The sequence below is a fragment of the Streptomyces sp. NPDC050264 genome, from assembly GCF_040655895.1.
Classification (GTDB): Bacteria; Actinomycetota; Actinomycetes; order Streptomycetales; family Streptomycetaceae; genus Streptomyces.
The window spans coordinates 182,571-196,097 of record NZ_JBFAKV010000010.1 but is presented as its reverse complement, the minus strand read 5'-3'; the positions used below and the strand labels follow the sequence as shown (position 1 = coordinate 196,097).

The 13,527-nt window shown below is 71.7% G+C and carries 12 protein-coding genes; 1 reads left to right on the top strand and 11 read right to left on the bottom strand.

What is annotated here, in order from left to right; translation table 11 throughout:
* Positions 1-12: 12 nt before the first annotated feature.
* From AB0J02_RS20095 to AB0J02_RS20080, 4 genes are read right to left on the bottom strand one after another with little or no spacing between them, the layout of a single operon-like run.
* Positions 13-1,038 (bottom strand): L-idonate 5-dehydrogenase, encoded by a 1,026-nt coding sequence (locus AB0J02_RS20095; RefSeq protein ID WP_363195050.1) that lies wholly within the window; start codon positions 1,036-1,038, stop codon positions 13-15.
* Between the two features lie 29 nt (positions 1,039-1,067).
* The gene (locus tag AB0J02_RS20090) at positions 1,068-1,826 is read right to left on the bottom strand and encodes an SDR family oxidoreductase (RefSeq protein WP_363195049.1); all 759 of its coding nucleotides are present in this window, start codon (positions 1,824-1,826) and stop codon (positions 1,068-1,070) included.
* Positions 1,827-1,849: 23 nt separating this feature from the next.
* Positions 1,850-3,256 carry a gluconate:H+ symporter gene (locus tag AB0J02_RS20085; RefSeq protein WP_363195048.1) on the bottom strand — a complete coding sequence of 469 codons (1,407 nt, stop codon included), beginning with the start codon at positions 3,254-3,256 and terminating at the stop codon, positions 1,850-1,852.
* A gap of 40 nt (positions 3,257-3,296) precedes the next feature.
* Complete coding sequence (locus AB0J02_RS20080) at positions 3,297-3,809, bottom strand: gluconokinase (protein WP_363195047.1); 513 nt, start codon at positions 3,807-3,809, stop codon at positions 3,297-3,299.
* Between the two features lie 129 nt (positions 3,810-3,938).
* On the opposite strand from AB0J02_RS20080, the gene AB0J02_RS20075 reads away from it, so the two are divergent.
* Positions 3,939-4,640, top strand: coding sequence for an FCD domain-containing protein (locus tag AB0J02_RS20075; protein WP_363195046.1), 702 nt, complete (start codon positions 3,939-3,941; stop codon positions 4,638-4,640).
* Positions 4,641-4,679: 39 nt separating this feature from the next.
* Here the strand turns inward: AB0J02_RS20075 and AB0J02_RS20070 are convergent, their stop codons facing one another.
* The 7 genes from AB0J02_RS20070 to AB0J02_RS20040 are packed head-to-tail and all read right to left on the bottom strand — an operon-like array spanning position 4,680 to position 13,524.
* Positions 4,680-5,075, bottom strand: coding sequence for a YchJ family protein (locus tag AB0J02_RS20070; protein WP_363195045.1), 396 nt, complete (start codon positions 5,073-5,075; stop codon positions 4,680-4,682).
* A gap of 24 nt (positions 5,076-5,099) precedes the next feature.
* Entirely contained in the window at positions 5,100-7,367 is a 2,268-nt protein-coding gene (locus AB0J02_RS20065; protein WP_363195044.1) for a glycoside hydrolase family 3 N-terminal domain-containing protein, read from the bottom strand.
* Positions 7,364-9,298: a cellulase family glycosylhydrolase gene (locus AB0J02_RS20060; protein WP_363195043.1), complete on the bottom strand. Its 1,935-nt coding sequence runs from the start codon at positions 9,296-9,298 to the stop codon at positions 7,364-7,366. Before AB0J02_RS20060 ends, AB0J02_RS20065 begins: the two co-directional genes overlap by 4 nt.
* Before the next feature lie 42 nt (positions 9,299-9,340).
* A complete protein-coding gene (locus tag AB0J02_RS20055; protein ID WP_363195042.1) occupies positions 9,341-10,381 on the bottom strand; it encodes a LacI family DNA-binding transcriptional regulator in 1,041 nt (346 codons plus the stop codon).
* On the bottom strand, positions 10,378-11,223 hold the full coding sequence (locus AB0J02_RS20050) for a carbohydrate ABC transporter permease (protein WP_363195041.1): 846 nt from the start codon (positions 11,221-11,223) through the stop codon (positions 10,378-10,380). The genes AB0J02_RS20055 and AB0J02_RS20050 overlap by 4 nt, the downstream gene beginning before the upstream one ends.
* Positions 11,224-11,250: 27 nt before the next feature.
* On the bottom strand, positions 11,251-12,189 hold the full coding sequence (locus tag AB0J02_RS20045) for a sugar ABC transporter permease (protein WP_363195040.1): 939 nt from the start codon (positions 12,187-12,189) through the stop codon (positions 11,251-11,253).
* A 42-nt stretch (positions 12,190-12,231) separates the two neighbouring features.
* A complete protein-coding gene (locus AB0J02_RS20040; RefSeq protein WP_363195189.1) occupies positions 12,232-13,524 on the bottom strand; it encodes an ABC transporter substrate-binding protein in 1,293 nt (430 codons plus the stop codon).
* Between the last annotated feature and the right edge of the window lie 3 nt (positions 13,525-13,527).

Genomic DNA, 13,527 nt, shown 5'->3' with positions numbered 1-13,527 from the left:
TGCGTACGGCACTCAGTTGCCGAAGTCGAGCAGCACCTTGCAGGAAGCGGCCCGGTCCGCGGCCAGTTCGAAGGCCCGGCCGGCCTCGGCCACCGGGACCACGGCGCTGACGAGCCCGGCGAGCGAGGGCTCACGCGCCAGGAGTTCCAGCGCGGAGTCGAACTCGGTGTCGAAGCGGAACGCGCCGCGCAATTCGATCTCCCGGCTCACCACCAGGTTCCCGGCGAACGGGCTCTGCCCCGGCGGCAGCATGCCCAGCTGCACCACCACACCGCCCCGCCGCACCCGGTGCAGACAGGCATCGAGCCCGGCCGCCACCCCGGACGCCTCGATCGCCACGTCGGCCTCGTCCGGCCACCCGGGATCGGCCGGATCATCCGCCCGTACGAGGATGTCGGCGCCCGCGACGGAGGCGTACTCCAGGGCCTTCGGGAGCAGGTCGGTGACCGTCACCCGGGCCGCGCCCGCCGCTTTCGCCGCGGCGACCACGAGGCATCCGATCGGGCCCGCCCCGGTCACCAGGATGTGCCGCCCGGCGACGTCCCCGGCCCGGCGCACCGCGTGCAGCGCCACCGAGAGCGGTTCGGCGAGCGCGGCCCGCTCCAGTGGCAGGCCCTGGGGAAGGGACCTCAACTGGTCTGCGGGGACGGCGAGTTCGGCGGCGAAACCGCCCTGGACGTGCGGGGTGCGGGCCGCGCTGCCCAGATAGCGGGTGTCGCGGCAGACGTTGCGCCGCCCGTCCCGGCACTCCGGGCAGACGCCGCAGGGGGTCGCCGGGTGCACGGCCACCGGGGTCCCGGGCGCGGGGCCCGAGGCGCCGGGCCCGTACGAGACGACGGTGCCGACGACCTCGTGCCCGAGCACCATCGGCTCGCGCAGCCGGAAGTCGCCGACGCCGCCGTGCCGCCAGTAGTGCAGATCGGAGCCGCACACCCCGCCGTACCGGACCGCGACCAGCGCCTGGCCGGGCCCCGGCACGGGGGTGGGGAGTTCGTCGACGCGCAGATCACCGGCGCCGTGGATCACGCAGCCCACCATGGCAACTCCCGAACTGGCTCGGACTCGGACTAGAGAACGCTGGTCATGCCGCCGTCGACGTACAGGATCTGTCCGCCGACGAAGTCCGCCGCGGGCGAGGCGAGGAACAGCACACCGCCCACGAGGTCCTCGGTGCGGCCCCAGCGCCCGGCCGGGGTCCTGCGCCGCACCCAGGCGCTGAACTCCTCGTCCCGGACGAGGGGCTCGGTCAGCTCGGTCTCGATGTAGCCGGGGCCGAGTCCGTTGACCTGGACGCCCGACGGGCCCCAGTCGGCGCACATGCCCTTGGTCAGCATCTTCAGGGCGCCCTTGGTGGCCGCGTACGGGGCGATGCCCGGGCGGACCACCTCGCTCTGCAGCGAGCAGATGTTGACGATCTTGCCGTGGCCGCGCTCGACCATGCCGCGCGCGGCCTCCCGGGCCACGAGGAACGCACTCGTCAGATTGGTGTCCAGGATCCGGTGCCAGTCGGCGTCGGCGAACTCCAGGAGCGGGGCGCGCAGTTGCATGCCCGCGTTGTTGACGAGGATGTCGAGCGGGCCGACCCGCTGTTCGACGTCGGCGATCCCGGCGGCCACGGCGGGGCCGTCGGTGACGTCGAACGCCGCCGTGTGGACCGTGCCGCCGAGCTCTCGGGCCGCCTTCTCCAGCTGACCGGAGTCCCGGCCGTTGAGCACGACCGTGCAGCCGGCCTCCAGGAGTCCGCGGGCCAGGGCGAACCCGATCCCGCGGCTGGACCCGGTGACCAGGGCGGTGCGGCCGCTGATGTCGAACAGGGGGTGACTCATCGACGTACGACTCCTCAAGCGGCCTAGATGACGAGCGACAGCAGCAGGACCAGGGCTCCCGCGACCACGGAGATGATCGTCTCCATGATCGACCAGGTCTTGACCGTCTGCCCGACGCTGAGCCCGAAGTACTCCTTGACCAGCCAGAACCCGGCGTCGTTGACATGGCTGAAGAACAGCGAGCCCGCGCCGATCGCGAGGACCAGGAGCGCCGTGTGGCTGTCCGACATGTTCGCCGCGAGGGGCGCGGCCAGACCGGCGGCCGAGACGGTCGCGACGGTCGCCGAGCCGGTGGCCAGACGGATCACCACGGCGATCAGCCAGGCGAGCAGCAGCGCGGGGATGGACCAGTCCTTGGAGATGTCCAGGACCATCTGGCCGACGCCGGAGTCGATGAGGGTCTGCTTGAAGCCGCCGCCCGCGCCGACGATGAGAAGCACGCCCGCGATCGGGGCGAGCGACTTCTCGGTGGTGGACTGCAGCTTGCCCTTGGTGAACCCGGCCGGGCGGCCGAGCGTGAACATGGCCACGATGACGGCCACGAGGAGGGCGGTCAGCGGGTTGCCGATGACGTCGAAGACGCGCTGGATCGTGTGGTCGGGGTTGTCCACGAGGATGTCGACCAGGGCCTTGGCCAGCATCATGACGACCGGCAGCAGGATGGTGACGACCGCGGCGCCGAAGCTCGGCCGCTTCTCCAGGTCGTCGGAGGCCCGCCCGGGGACCATCTTGTCGGGCACGGGGACGTCCACCCAGCGGGCGGCGTACTTGGAGAAGACCGGGCCCGCGATGATCACCGTCGGGATGGCGACGACGATGCCGAGCGCGAGCGTGATGCCCAGGTTGGCGTGGACCGCGTCGATCGCGACGAGCGGGCCGGGGTGCGGCGGGATCAGACCGTGCATGACCGACAGGCCGGCGAGCGCCGGGATGCCGATCCGCATCAGCGAGTAGTTGCCGCGCTTGGCGACCATCAGGACGACCGGGATCAGCAGCACGATGCCGACCTCGAAGAAGAGCGGAAGCCCGATCACGGCGGCGATCAGGACCATCGCCCAGGGCATCGCCTTTCCGCCGGACTTCCCCGCCCTGGCGAGGATCGTGTCGACGATCTGGTCCGCGCCGCCGGAGTCGGCGAGCAGCTTGCCGAGGATCGCGCCGAGCGCGATCAGCACACCCACACCGGCCACCGTGGAGCCGAGGCCCGCGGAGAAGCTGGTGATCGCCTTGTCGAGCGGTGCCCCGGCGAACGCGCCGAGCGCGAGCGAGCCGATGGTCAGGGCCAGGAAGGCGTGGAGCTTGAACTTCGTGATGAGCAGGACGATGACGGCGATGCCCGCGAGGACGGCGATCCCGAGCTGGGCGTGGCCCGCGGAGGTGATCGGCTCGACGGCGTCCGCTGCCAGCATCTCGACGCTGAGTCTGGTCACGGTCTATCCCTTGGTACGTGGGGAGGGGGGTTTCTGGGGGTTACTCGGAGTCGAGCGCGGCGAGGGACCGGACGGCCCGCTCCGCGATCTCGTCCGGGGAGCCCGACACATCGACGTCGACGCCCGTCTCGTCCGCCGCGAGCGGCTGGAGCGTGGCGAACTGCGAGTCGAGGAGCGCGGTCGGCATGAAGTGACCCTGCCGGTGGGACATCCGGTCCTCGATGAGCGCGCGGTCACCGGTGAGGTGGACGAAGACGACACCGGGCGCCTCGGCCCGGAGCCGGTCGCGGTAACTGCGCTTCAGCGCGGAGCTGCTGACCACCCCGCCGAGCCCGGCGCGGCCGTGGGCCCACTCGCCGATGGCGTCCAGCCACGGCCAGCGGTCCTCGTCCGTGAGGGGCGTGCCGGCCGTCATCTTGGCGATGTTGGCCGGGGGATGGAAGTCGTCGCCCTCGGCGTACGGAACGCCGAGCCGCTCGGCGAGCAGGGGACCGATCGTTGTCTTGCCGGTGCCTGCCACGCCCATGACCACGACGACGTGGGGGGTACTCATCGCTGCCTCGCTGTCTTCATCGACATGCTGTGTCACGTCACTGAAACCCAATAGGTCTGATTAATTCAAGAGCCTGTGACTTAAAAGTCAGACTTTTTGTTGCTCGTGCCGGAACCGTACGCTGACTGCATGACCACCAAGGACCGGGGGCTCCACGCCCGTGTACTGGACAGCCTCGGTCCCGCCATCACCGCGGGTGAGTACCCCGAAGGCAGCGTGTTGCGGACGGACGAGCTCGCCCAGCGCTACGAGGTGTCGCGCTCGGTGATGCGCGAGGCGGTGCGCGTCCTGGAATCCATGCATCTGGTGGCGTCGCGGCGCCGGGTCGGCGTCACCGTGCGGCCCGCGGGCGAGTGGAACGTCTACGACCCGCAGGTCATCCGCTGGCGACTGGCCGGCACCGACCGGCCGCGTCAGCTGCGCTCGCTCACGATGCTGCGCTCGGCGGTCGAGCCGGTCGCCGCGGGGCTCGCGGCGCGGTACGCGTCGGCGGAGCAGTGCGCGGCGCTCACCGAGTGCGCGCTCGGCATGGTCGCCACCTCGCGCGGCCAGCAGCTGGAGGCGTACCTCGTCCACGACATCGAGTTCCACCGGGTCGTGCTGAACGCGTCGGGCAACGAGATGTTCGCCCACCTCGGCGACCTGGTCGCGGAGGTCCTCGCGGGCCGCACCCACCACCAGGTCATGTTCGAGGACCCGGACCCCGCGGCGGTCACCCTGCATGTGCGGGTCGCCGACGCGGTGCGCGAGGGGAACGCGGAGCGCGCCGAGGCGCTCACGCGGGAGATCGCGGTCGGGGCGCTCCAGGAACTGGACATCCTGGCACCCTGAACCACCTTGTACGGCAGGGGAGTTACCGGCCCTTCGTCGTCACTCGATGAAGTCCCCGTCCACGTACACCCACGCGCCGGCCATCCGCAGGAACTGGCTGCGCTCGTGCAGCGAACCCGCGCGGCCGCCGTCCTTGAAGCGGGCGCGGAAGGTGACGGTGCCGCTCTGGTGGAACGCGGAGCCCTCGGTGGTCTCCAGGATCTCCAGGCCGGCCCAGGTGAGCGCGGGATCGAAGTCGATGGCCGGCGGCCGGGTGTCCGGGTGCCAGGTGCGCAGCAGGTACGCGGCGTCCTTGCGGGCGAACGCGGCGTACCGGGAGCGCATGAGCGCTTCCGGCGTGGGGGCGGCGGCGCGACCGGAGTGGTAGCGGCCGCAGCAGCTCTCGTACGGCTCGGGAAGTCCGCAGGGGCAGGTGGGGAGGGTGGGGCGTGCCATGAGCACATTGTCCCCCACCCCCGCTCAGGCCGGAGCGACGGTGAGCGGCGCCCCCTGGGTGCGGTCCGACGCAGGGCCCGTCTCCAGCGCGAACTCGCCCGGCTCCACGGCGAGTTCGAGGTCGCGGCCGACCGAGGCGAGCGTCTCGGCGGTCACCTCGAAGGACACGTCCCGGCGCTCGCCCGGCGCGAGGTCCAGGCCGGTGAAGCCGCGCAGCTCCCGCACCCGGGGCCACGACGAGCCGCCCGAGACGCGCCGCACATACAGCTGCACGGTCTCGCGGACGGCCGTCCCGCCCGTGTTCTCGACGGCGACCGTGCAGGTCAGACGCGGATCGCCGGCGGATACGGAAGTGCGGTCCAGCGTGGGCGGGCCATAGGTGACCGTCCCGTACGACAGCCCGTGCCCGAAGGCGTACCGCGCGGTCGCCGGCTGGTCGACGTAACCGCGGTAGCCGTGATCCTTGCCGTTGTAGAACACGGGGAGCTGGGCCGCCGAGCGCGGCACCGACACGGGCAGCCGCCCCGCGGGCGCGGCGATTCCGAAGAGTACGTCCGCGACGGCCCTGCCTCCCCACGGCCCGGGGTACCACGCGCTCAGCAGCGCCCCCACCCGCCCGGAGAGATCGGGCAGCGCGTGCGGCCGGCCCTGCACCAGTACCGCCACGACCGGCGTCCCGGTCGCCGCGACCGCGTCGAGCAGCGCCGACTGGCCCTCGGGCAGGGAGAGTTCGGCCAGATCCACGCCCTCGCCGCACGTCATGCCGACCGGGTTGCCGGACGAGACGACCGCCGCGCCGTTCGCCTCGAACCGGGTGCCGTCCTCGCGGGCGCTCGACCCGCCGAGCACGAGCACCGCGACGTCCGAGGCAGCGGCCAGGGCGACCGCCTCGCCGAGCCCGGACCGGTCGCCGCCGACCAGTTCGCAGCCGCGCGCGTACGTCACCTCGCGGTCGGCCCCGGCGGCGGCGCGGATCCCGTCGAGCACGGTGCTGCCGGTGCCGGGCCGCTGCGGCGCCGTGTAGTCGCCGATCTGCTGCGGCACGGAGTCGGCGTTCGGGCCGAGGACGGCGATCCGGCGCGCGACGGGCGGCAGGGGCAGGGTCGTCCCGTCGTGCTCCAGCAGCGTGACCGACGCGCGCGCGAGCCGCTCGCTCAACTCCTTTGCTTTGAAGGAGCTTTCACCGCTCTTGACGTACGGATCCTCGAACAGGCCGAGCCGGAACTTGAGGGTCAGGACCCGCCCGACCGCCGTGTCCAGCGTCTCCTCGGCCACGAGGCCGCGCTCGACGGCCTCGCCGAGCCGCGGGAAGCTCTCGTCCCACAGGCTGAGATCCGTGCCCGCCGTGAGCGCCATCGCGCCCGCGGCCGCCGGATCACCCGCGAGCCGGACCAGGCGGTCGAGCGCGCACCCGTCCGCCATCACGATCCCGTCGAACCCCCAGCGCTCCCGCAGGAGTCCGGTCAGCAGGTACGGGCTGGCCGCGCACGGCAGACCGTCGAACTCGTTGTACGCCGCCATCACCCCGGCGGCCCCGGCCCGCACCCCGGCGCGGGCCGCCGCCAGATGGATCTCGTGCAGCTCGCGGGCGCCGAGCTCGGTCGCCGCGCTGTTGCGCCCGCCGGCCGTGGCACCCTGCCCGGCGAAGTGCTTGAGCACCACGCCGACGCCCTGTGACCGCATACCGCGCACCAGCGCCTCGGTGAACCGGGCGGCCAGGTACGGGTCCTCGCCGAAGCACTCCTCGGCCCGGCCCCAGCGCGGGTCGCGCACCAGGTCGAGCGCGGAGACCAGCGCCACGTGACCGCCCCGGGCCCGGAGCTCCTGCGCCGCAGCACTCGCCGCCGCCTCGTAGAGGTCCGGGTCCCAGCTCGCGCCGACCGACAGATTCGCCGGCAGCACCGTGCCGTCGAGGGCCTGATGCCCGTGCGGCACCTCCTCGACCATCAGGACCGGGATGCCGAGCCGGGTGCCCTCCACGACGTGCCGCTGCACCGCGTCGGTGACCTGGGCCGCGTCCGCCGCCGTGATGCCGTCGGCGAAGGTCACGCCCGACCAGGGATCGGCGCGCTGCAACCCGTACAGGGCGCCCATCCCGTCGTACACCGCGACCTCCGCGCGGAACGCGTCGGTGAGCCGGTGATGCCCGTCGGCGCCGCGCTCGTAGGCGTGCCAGCCGTACAGGCGCTGGTTGACCTGGCCGACCTTCTCCGCGAGCGTCATCCGGCCCAGCAGATCCCGCACCCGGTCGGGCACCGGCGCCGCCGGGTCGCGGTACAGCGGCTCGCTCATCGCAGCTCCAGTACGCGGACGCCGAAGGCGGGCAGCGTGACGTCGCCGACCGCCTCGCCGGAGGCCAGGTCGTGCAGCGTCCCGTCCGCCGCCGGGCACACCGTGACCTCGTCGTCGGCCTGGCTGACCAGCCACACGAACCGGCGCCCGTCCTCGTGCACCAGTACATCGGCGCCGACGAACGGCTCGTCCACCGTCACCGCCCGCTGCACACCCGCGAGTTGGGCGAGCGCCGCGTACAGCCGGTGCGTCTGCTCGGGATTGACGCGGGCCGTGCGGGCGGCCATGTGCTCCAGCGGGTACGTGGCGAGCACGGTACGGCCGCGTCCCGTCTCGCGGCACAGCAGCGCGGGCCGGCCGTGTCCGTCCACCGCCACGACCCGGGCGTCCCGGGGCACGACGGGCAGGTAGGCGCGGCTGTCCTCGTTGCCCGCGACCGGGAAACGCAGCACCTCGCCCGCGCGGATGGAGCCGAAGTCCTCCTGGAACGTCATCTCCAGGGTGTCGTCCTCGATCGGCTCCGCGACCCCGTACGACAGCTGCTGCTCGACGCCGAACAGGCCGTCCAGGTCGTCGAACCAGGGGCCGCGCGTGCCCGGGTGCTCGCCCGAGCAGAACGACAAGTAAACGGTGGCGCCCTCGTCCGCCCTGCGTTGCAGCGCCCGCCGGGTCCGCGTCGTCAACTGCCGTGTCGCGGGCAGCAGATACAGGTCCACGTCCTCCGCGATACCGTCCGCCTCCCGGGTGAGACCCACCGGCAGATCGGCGGCGCGCGCGGCGACGTACCCCTGGTGCAGCGACGTGAAGATCAGCGGGCGGTCGGCGGGGCGGCTGTAGGGGTAGCCGCGCTCCAGGAACGCGGGCACGACCAGGGCCGCGCCCGCGTCCGCGCGACGGCACCGCGCGAAGTCGACGTCCTTCAACACCTCGGCGAACGCGGCGAGTTCACGCAGCGGCTCCTTCGGCGCGCCCGTGCTGTCCGTGATGCCGAAGTGCATCTCGAAGGGGTGGTGGTCGTAGGGCGACTGGTCCCACAGGTCGTCGTAGTCCGTGTTGTTCCAGGCCATCCAGCCCGTCGCGCCGCCGAGCAGCGAATTGTGCAGGGTCTGGCGGTAGTACACGCCCGCGTTCTTCGCGGACACCGTGTCCGTCGACAGGCCGAACTCCTCCAGGACCACCGGCTGCCCGGTGACCCCCGCCAGCTCGCACTCGAACGCGGCACGGTAGTGCTGGCGCGGCCGGTCCGTGTCCGAGCGGTACACGTGCGGGCCCACGAAGTCGACGTACTCGGCGGTGTCGCGCAGCGAGAACCCGTTGTCCCGGCCCGTCACCTCGATGCCCCACGCGCCGTCGCCGAGCGAGACCGGCTGCGTCGCGCCCGCCGCCCGCACCGCGTTGCACATCGACTGGGCCCACGCCGTCACGACATCGCTGGACGGCGGATCGACCTGGTAGATGCGGCCGTAGCCCGGCATCTCGTTCGTGATGAGCCAGCCGGTGACCGCCGGGTGGTCCTTGAAGCGGCGCGTCATCTGCGAGGCGAACCAGGCCTGGCGGCCCACCATCCACACGTCCTCGTACAGATCGCGGTTGCCCCGCCACGCCGGGTCCCAGTTCTCGCCGGACATGTGCCCCACGATGAACGTCGGCACCGTCCCCATGCCCAGTTCCCGGTGCGCGTCCAGGAAGTCGCGGAACCGCTCGCACAGCTCCTCGTCGATCCGGTGCGGCTCGGGGTGGAAGTCCGGCCAGTAGAAGAACGACCGCGTCATGTTCAGGCCGTGCTCACGCAAGCCCTGAAGCTCCTCGCGCACCACCTTCGGGTCGTAGTCGCGCCACATCAGGGGCCCGCCCGTGCGGGACCAGAAGTTGGCGCCGAGCCAGGGCAGGACGGCGGCGTCGTGGGTGAGGTGGGCGCTGTGGCGTCGCATGGTGGTACGGGTCTCCGATACTGAAGTGCGTGGTGCTGTACGTCAGTTGAGTGGGGCGGGGCCGGTCGACTCGCGGATCACGAGGCGCGGCCGGTCGTCGAGGCGCGCGGCGGGCAGGTCCTCGCCGCACCGGGCGAGCAGGGTCCGGGCGGCGGCCGCGCCGACCCGCTGCACCTGCTGGTCGACGGTGGTCAGGCGCGGGTGCAGCCAGCGGCCGAGCGGCAGGTTGTCGTAGCCGACGACGGACAGGTCCTCGGGGACGCGCAGGCCTGCCCGCTGGGCGGTGCCGATGCCGCAGACAGCCATCGAGTCGTTGGCGTAGACGAGGGCGGTGGGCCGCTCGCCGTCGGCGAGCAGTTCACGGGTCGCGGCGACGGCCGCGGCCTCCGAGAAGTCGGTGTGCCGCACCGCGGCGGGCGCGAGCCCGGACGCCGCGAGGGTCTCCTCGAAGACGGCGAGCCGCAGCCGGGTGTGCTGCAACTCGGCGGGGCCGGCCACGTACGCGATCCGCGTGTGCCCCAACTCCCGCAGGTGCTCGACGACGTCCCGCACACCCGCACCCTGGTTGCCGAGCCCGACGACCGGCACGTCCGTATTCGGGGTGGGCGCGCCGAGCAGGACGGCGGGCAGCCCGAGGCGGGTCAGGAGCGCCGGACGCGGGTCGTCGGCGCGGGCGTCCGTCAGCACGGCCCCGTCCACCCGGTTCTCGGCGGCGAGCCGTTCGTACAGCGCGCTTTCCTCCTCGACATCGGCGACCAGGTGCAGCAGCAGGCCGTAACCGCGCGGCGCCAACTCGCCCTCTATACCGGTGATCAGCTCGCTGAAGTGCGGGTCGGCGCCCAATACGTCGGTGGGCCGCCGCACGACCAGCGCGAGCGTGCGCGTACGGGCACTGCGCAACGCCGTCGCCGACGCGCTCGGCGACCAGCCGAGGTCCAGGGCCGCCTCCAGGATCCGCTGCCGCGTCGCCTCGGCGAGCCGGCCCTTGTCGTTGAACGCCTGCGACACCGCCGCCGTCGACACCCCCGCCGCGGCCGCCACCGCCTTGATGGTCGGCCTGACTCCGGTCTTCTTGCCGCTCACATCTTCACCGCCCCACTCACCAGTGCCTGCTGCATCCGCTTCTGCAGCACCGTATAGACCACCCACACCGGGACGAGCGTGAGGACGGTGCCGGCGGTCAGCACGCCGTAGTCCGTGCCGGTGATGGACTTCAGGGTGGGCAGCGCCACCTGGACGGTGCGCTGCGCGGGGTCCGGCCCGATGATGACGAGGGAGTACAGGTACTCGTTCCAGAAGGTCAGGAAGTTGAGCAGCAGCACCGTCGCGATGCCGGGCAGACACATCGGCGTGTAGATGTGCCGCAGGACCGCGAAGGTGGACGCGCCGTCCAGGCGGGCCGCCTCCTCCATCTCCTTGGGGATCGTCCGCATGAACTGCACCAGGATCACCACCGACAGCGGCATCGCGGTCGCCGGCAGGAACAGCACCATGAACGTCCGCGTGTGGAACAGACCGGTGGCCGCCGCCAGCAGGAACGTCGGGAACAGCGCCGCGAACGTCGGGATCAGGAAGCCGAGCGAGAACACCTTCTCGACGACCGAGGCCAGCCGCCCCGTCGAGCGGGCCAGCGCGAACGCCGCCGGGATCGCGAGCGCCAGCGTCAGGACGAGCGAGAACACCGTCACCAGCGCCGAGTTGACGATGGCGAGGCCCAGGTCCGCGCTCTCGAAGGCGGTCGAGAAGTTCCCGAAACCGTACGAGGACGGCAGCGCGAAGGGGTGCGCGAAGATCTCGTCGTTCGTCTTGAACGCCGAGGCGATGAAGTAATAGAGCGGGATGACGAGCAGCACCGCGTACAGCCAGACCAGGATGTGGGCGGGCAGCCAGGCCCGGCCGAACTTCGACCGCTTGCCAGAACTCACAGCAGACTTCATGGCGTACGACTCCGATCAGTAGCTCTGCCGGAACGCGCGCCGGATGGCGAGCAGTCCGACGAGGCCGACGAGGAAGAGGATGACGCCGACGGTCTGGCTGTAGCCGAGGTCCGCCGCGATGAACGCCTTCTGGTAGACGAGGAACGACAGCGTCGTCGACGAACTCCCGGGGCCGCCCTGCGTCAGGAGCAGCACATGCTGCGCCGAGCCGAACAGCGTCCACAGGAACTGCAGCATCGTCACCACGCCCACGTAGTCGCGGATCACCGGGAAGTGCACGCGCCACATGGTCCGCCAGTGCCCGGCCCCGTCCAGCTGCGCCGCCTCGCCCAGCTCGTCCGGCACACTGCCGAGCCGCGCCGCGAACAGCACCGCGGTGAAGCCGATGCCCGCCCAGATGTCGAGCGCGATCAGACACGCGAGCGCGGTCGAGGGAGAGGCCAGCCACGCGTCGGCGAGCGAGCCGAGACCGACCGCCTGCAGACCGCCGTTGACCAGACCGTCGGGGGAGAGGGCGGCGTAGAAGACCATGGCCTTCGCGGGCGTCGAGATCAGCCCGGGAATGAACAGCAGGTACCGGATGACGCGGTGGCCCGGCGGTTTCTGCGCCACGTAGTAGCCCAGCATGTACGCGCACACCACCATCACCGGGATGGCGACGACGAGCTGGATCGCCGTGTTGCTCACCGCGTCCCAGAACACCGGGTCGTCGAAGACGGTACGCACGTTGTCGAACCCGGCGAACGACACCGGCTGCAGCATGCCCGGCCAGTGCAGCGCCGCCACCACGAAGATGGCGATCAGCGGCCCCACCATGAAGACCAGGTACCAGATGAGCGCGGGCAGCGCGAGGATCGTGCCGCCCTGCCGGCGCGGACGGCCGCCGGAGCCGGGGGAAGGCGGGGTGGGGCGGCTGACCGCTGCCTCGCCCGCTGTCGACGTCATCGTCGTCATGGAGCAACTCCCTTACGTGAGAGGAGAGATGGGGCGGAGCGGTCAGACGCCGCGGTAGGCGGCTTCGAGGACCTGGCGGACCTTGGTGGCACTCGTGCCGCGCGTGAACGACGTACTCGTGGCGGTGACCAGCGGCTGCGTCGCCGCCGGTGGTACGAACAGGTCGGGCAGCAGCACCTGGCCCACGTCGGAGCCGAGCCGCTGCGCCGCCGCGACCAGCGGGAAGTCCGTGCTCACCGCGTCGGAGTGCAGCGCCATGTCGCGCCCGGACTCCTTGATGAACCGCGCGACCGTGTCCTCGCGGTAGAAGAACTTCAGGAACTTCTCGACGGCATCGATCTTCTTCGTGCCGTTCGGGCTGATCCAGAAGCCGATCAGGGTGTACGTGCGCAGGATCGTCGGCTTGTCGTGCGAGGCGCCCGGCGCCAGCGGCCAGCCGCCCACGTCCGTGTGGCGCGCCACGGTTTCCGGCACCTTGGCGAGCGCCGACGACATCGCCGACTGCATCGCCGCGGCCTGCGTGTTGAACTGCGTGGTCATCGTGTCCGACGTCAGTCCCTGCGCCTTGTCGGCGAAGACCCCGGCGTCGCGCAGCTCCACGAAGTAGTCGATGCCCCGGCGGGCCCCGCGGCTGCCGCTGAAGTCGCCGGTCGTGTAGACGTGCCGCGCCTCGTCCTCGCTCAGGAACGTCTGGATGATCTGCGCGAGCAGCTTCTGCCCGGTCCAGTCGTTGCCGCCGGTGGTGACGGGCGCGATGTTCTTCTTGCGCAACTTGCCGGCGGCGCTGATGAGTTCGTCGCCGGTCACGGGGACGCGGTCGACGCCGGCCCGGTCGAGCAGCGCCCGGTTGAAGGCGATCGGCCAGTTCGTGGCGAAGTAGGGGAAGGCGCGCAGCCGGTCCTTGCTGTCCGTCCAGGCGTCCAGGGCGACGGGCAGCACGCGCTCCCGCAGGCCCCAGTCGTCCAGATAGCCCTTGACGTCGACGGTGGCGCCGACGTCGGTCCAGGCCAGGGTCTTGTCGTACAGGTTGACCATGACGACGTCCGGCTCTTTGCGGGCCAGCCGCGAGGTCTCGTAGACCTGCGCGAGGTCGTCGCCGTTGACGAGGTTCCTGACCTTGAGGCCGGGGTTCTCCTTGCGGAACCGGTCCAGGGCCGAGAGGTAGGTGGGAGAGCCCGGCGCGGTGGTGCCGAGCTGGCTGTGCACCACGAGCGTGTCGGGGTCGTCGTCGGCCGCGGCGAGGGAGGAACAGCCGGACAGGGCGGGCAGGGCGGAGGCGGTGGCGAGCGCGCCACCGGCGGCGAGGAAACCGCGCCGACTCATCCTCGAGAACAGCAC

Bases quoted from the DNA above. Each gene is read 5' to 3' on its own strand.
- AB0J02_RS20090 (WP_363195049.1), bottom strand. From the start codon at position 1,826: ATGAGTCACCCCCTGTTCGACATCAGCGGCCGCACCGCCCTGGTCACC.
- AB0J02_RS20075 (WP_363195046.1), top strand. From the start codon at position 3,939: ATGACCACCAAGGACCGGGGGCTCCACGCCCGTGTACTGGACAGCCTC.
- AB0J02_RS20065 (WP_363195044.1), bottom strand. From the start codon at position 7,367: ATGAGCGAGCCGCTGTACCGCGACCCGGCGGCGCCGGTGCCCGACCGG.
- AB0J02_RS20070 (WP_363195045.1), bottom strand. From the start codon at position 5,075: ATGGCACGCCCCACCCTCCCCACCTGCCCCTGCGGACTTCCCGAGCCG.
- AB0J02_RS20060 (WP_363195043.1), bottom strand. From the start codon at position 9,298: ATGCGACGCCACAGCGCCCACCTCACCCACGACGCCGCCGTCCTGCCC.
- AB0J02_RS20045 (WP_363195040.1), bottom strand. From the start codon at position 12,189: ATGACGACGATGACGTCGACAGCGGGCGAGGCAGCGGTCAGCCGCCCC.
- AB0J02_RS20095 (WP_363195050.1), bottom strand. From the start codon at position 1,038: ATGGTGGGCTGCGTGATCCACGGCGCCGGTGATCTGCGCGTCGACGAA.
- AB0J02_RS20080 (WP_363195047.1), bottom strand. From the start codon at position 3,809: ATGAGTACCCCCCACGTCGTCGTGGTCATGGGCGTGGCAGGCACCGGC.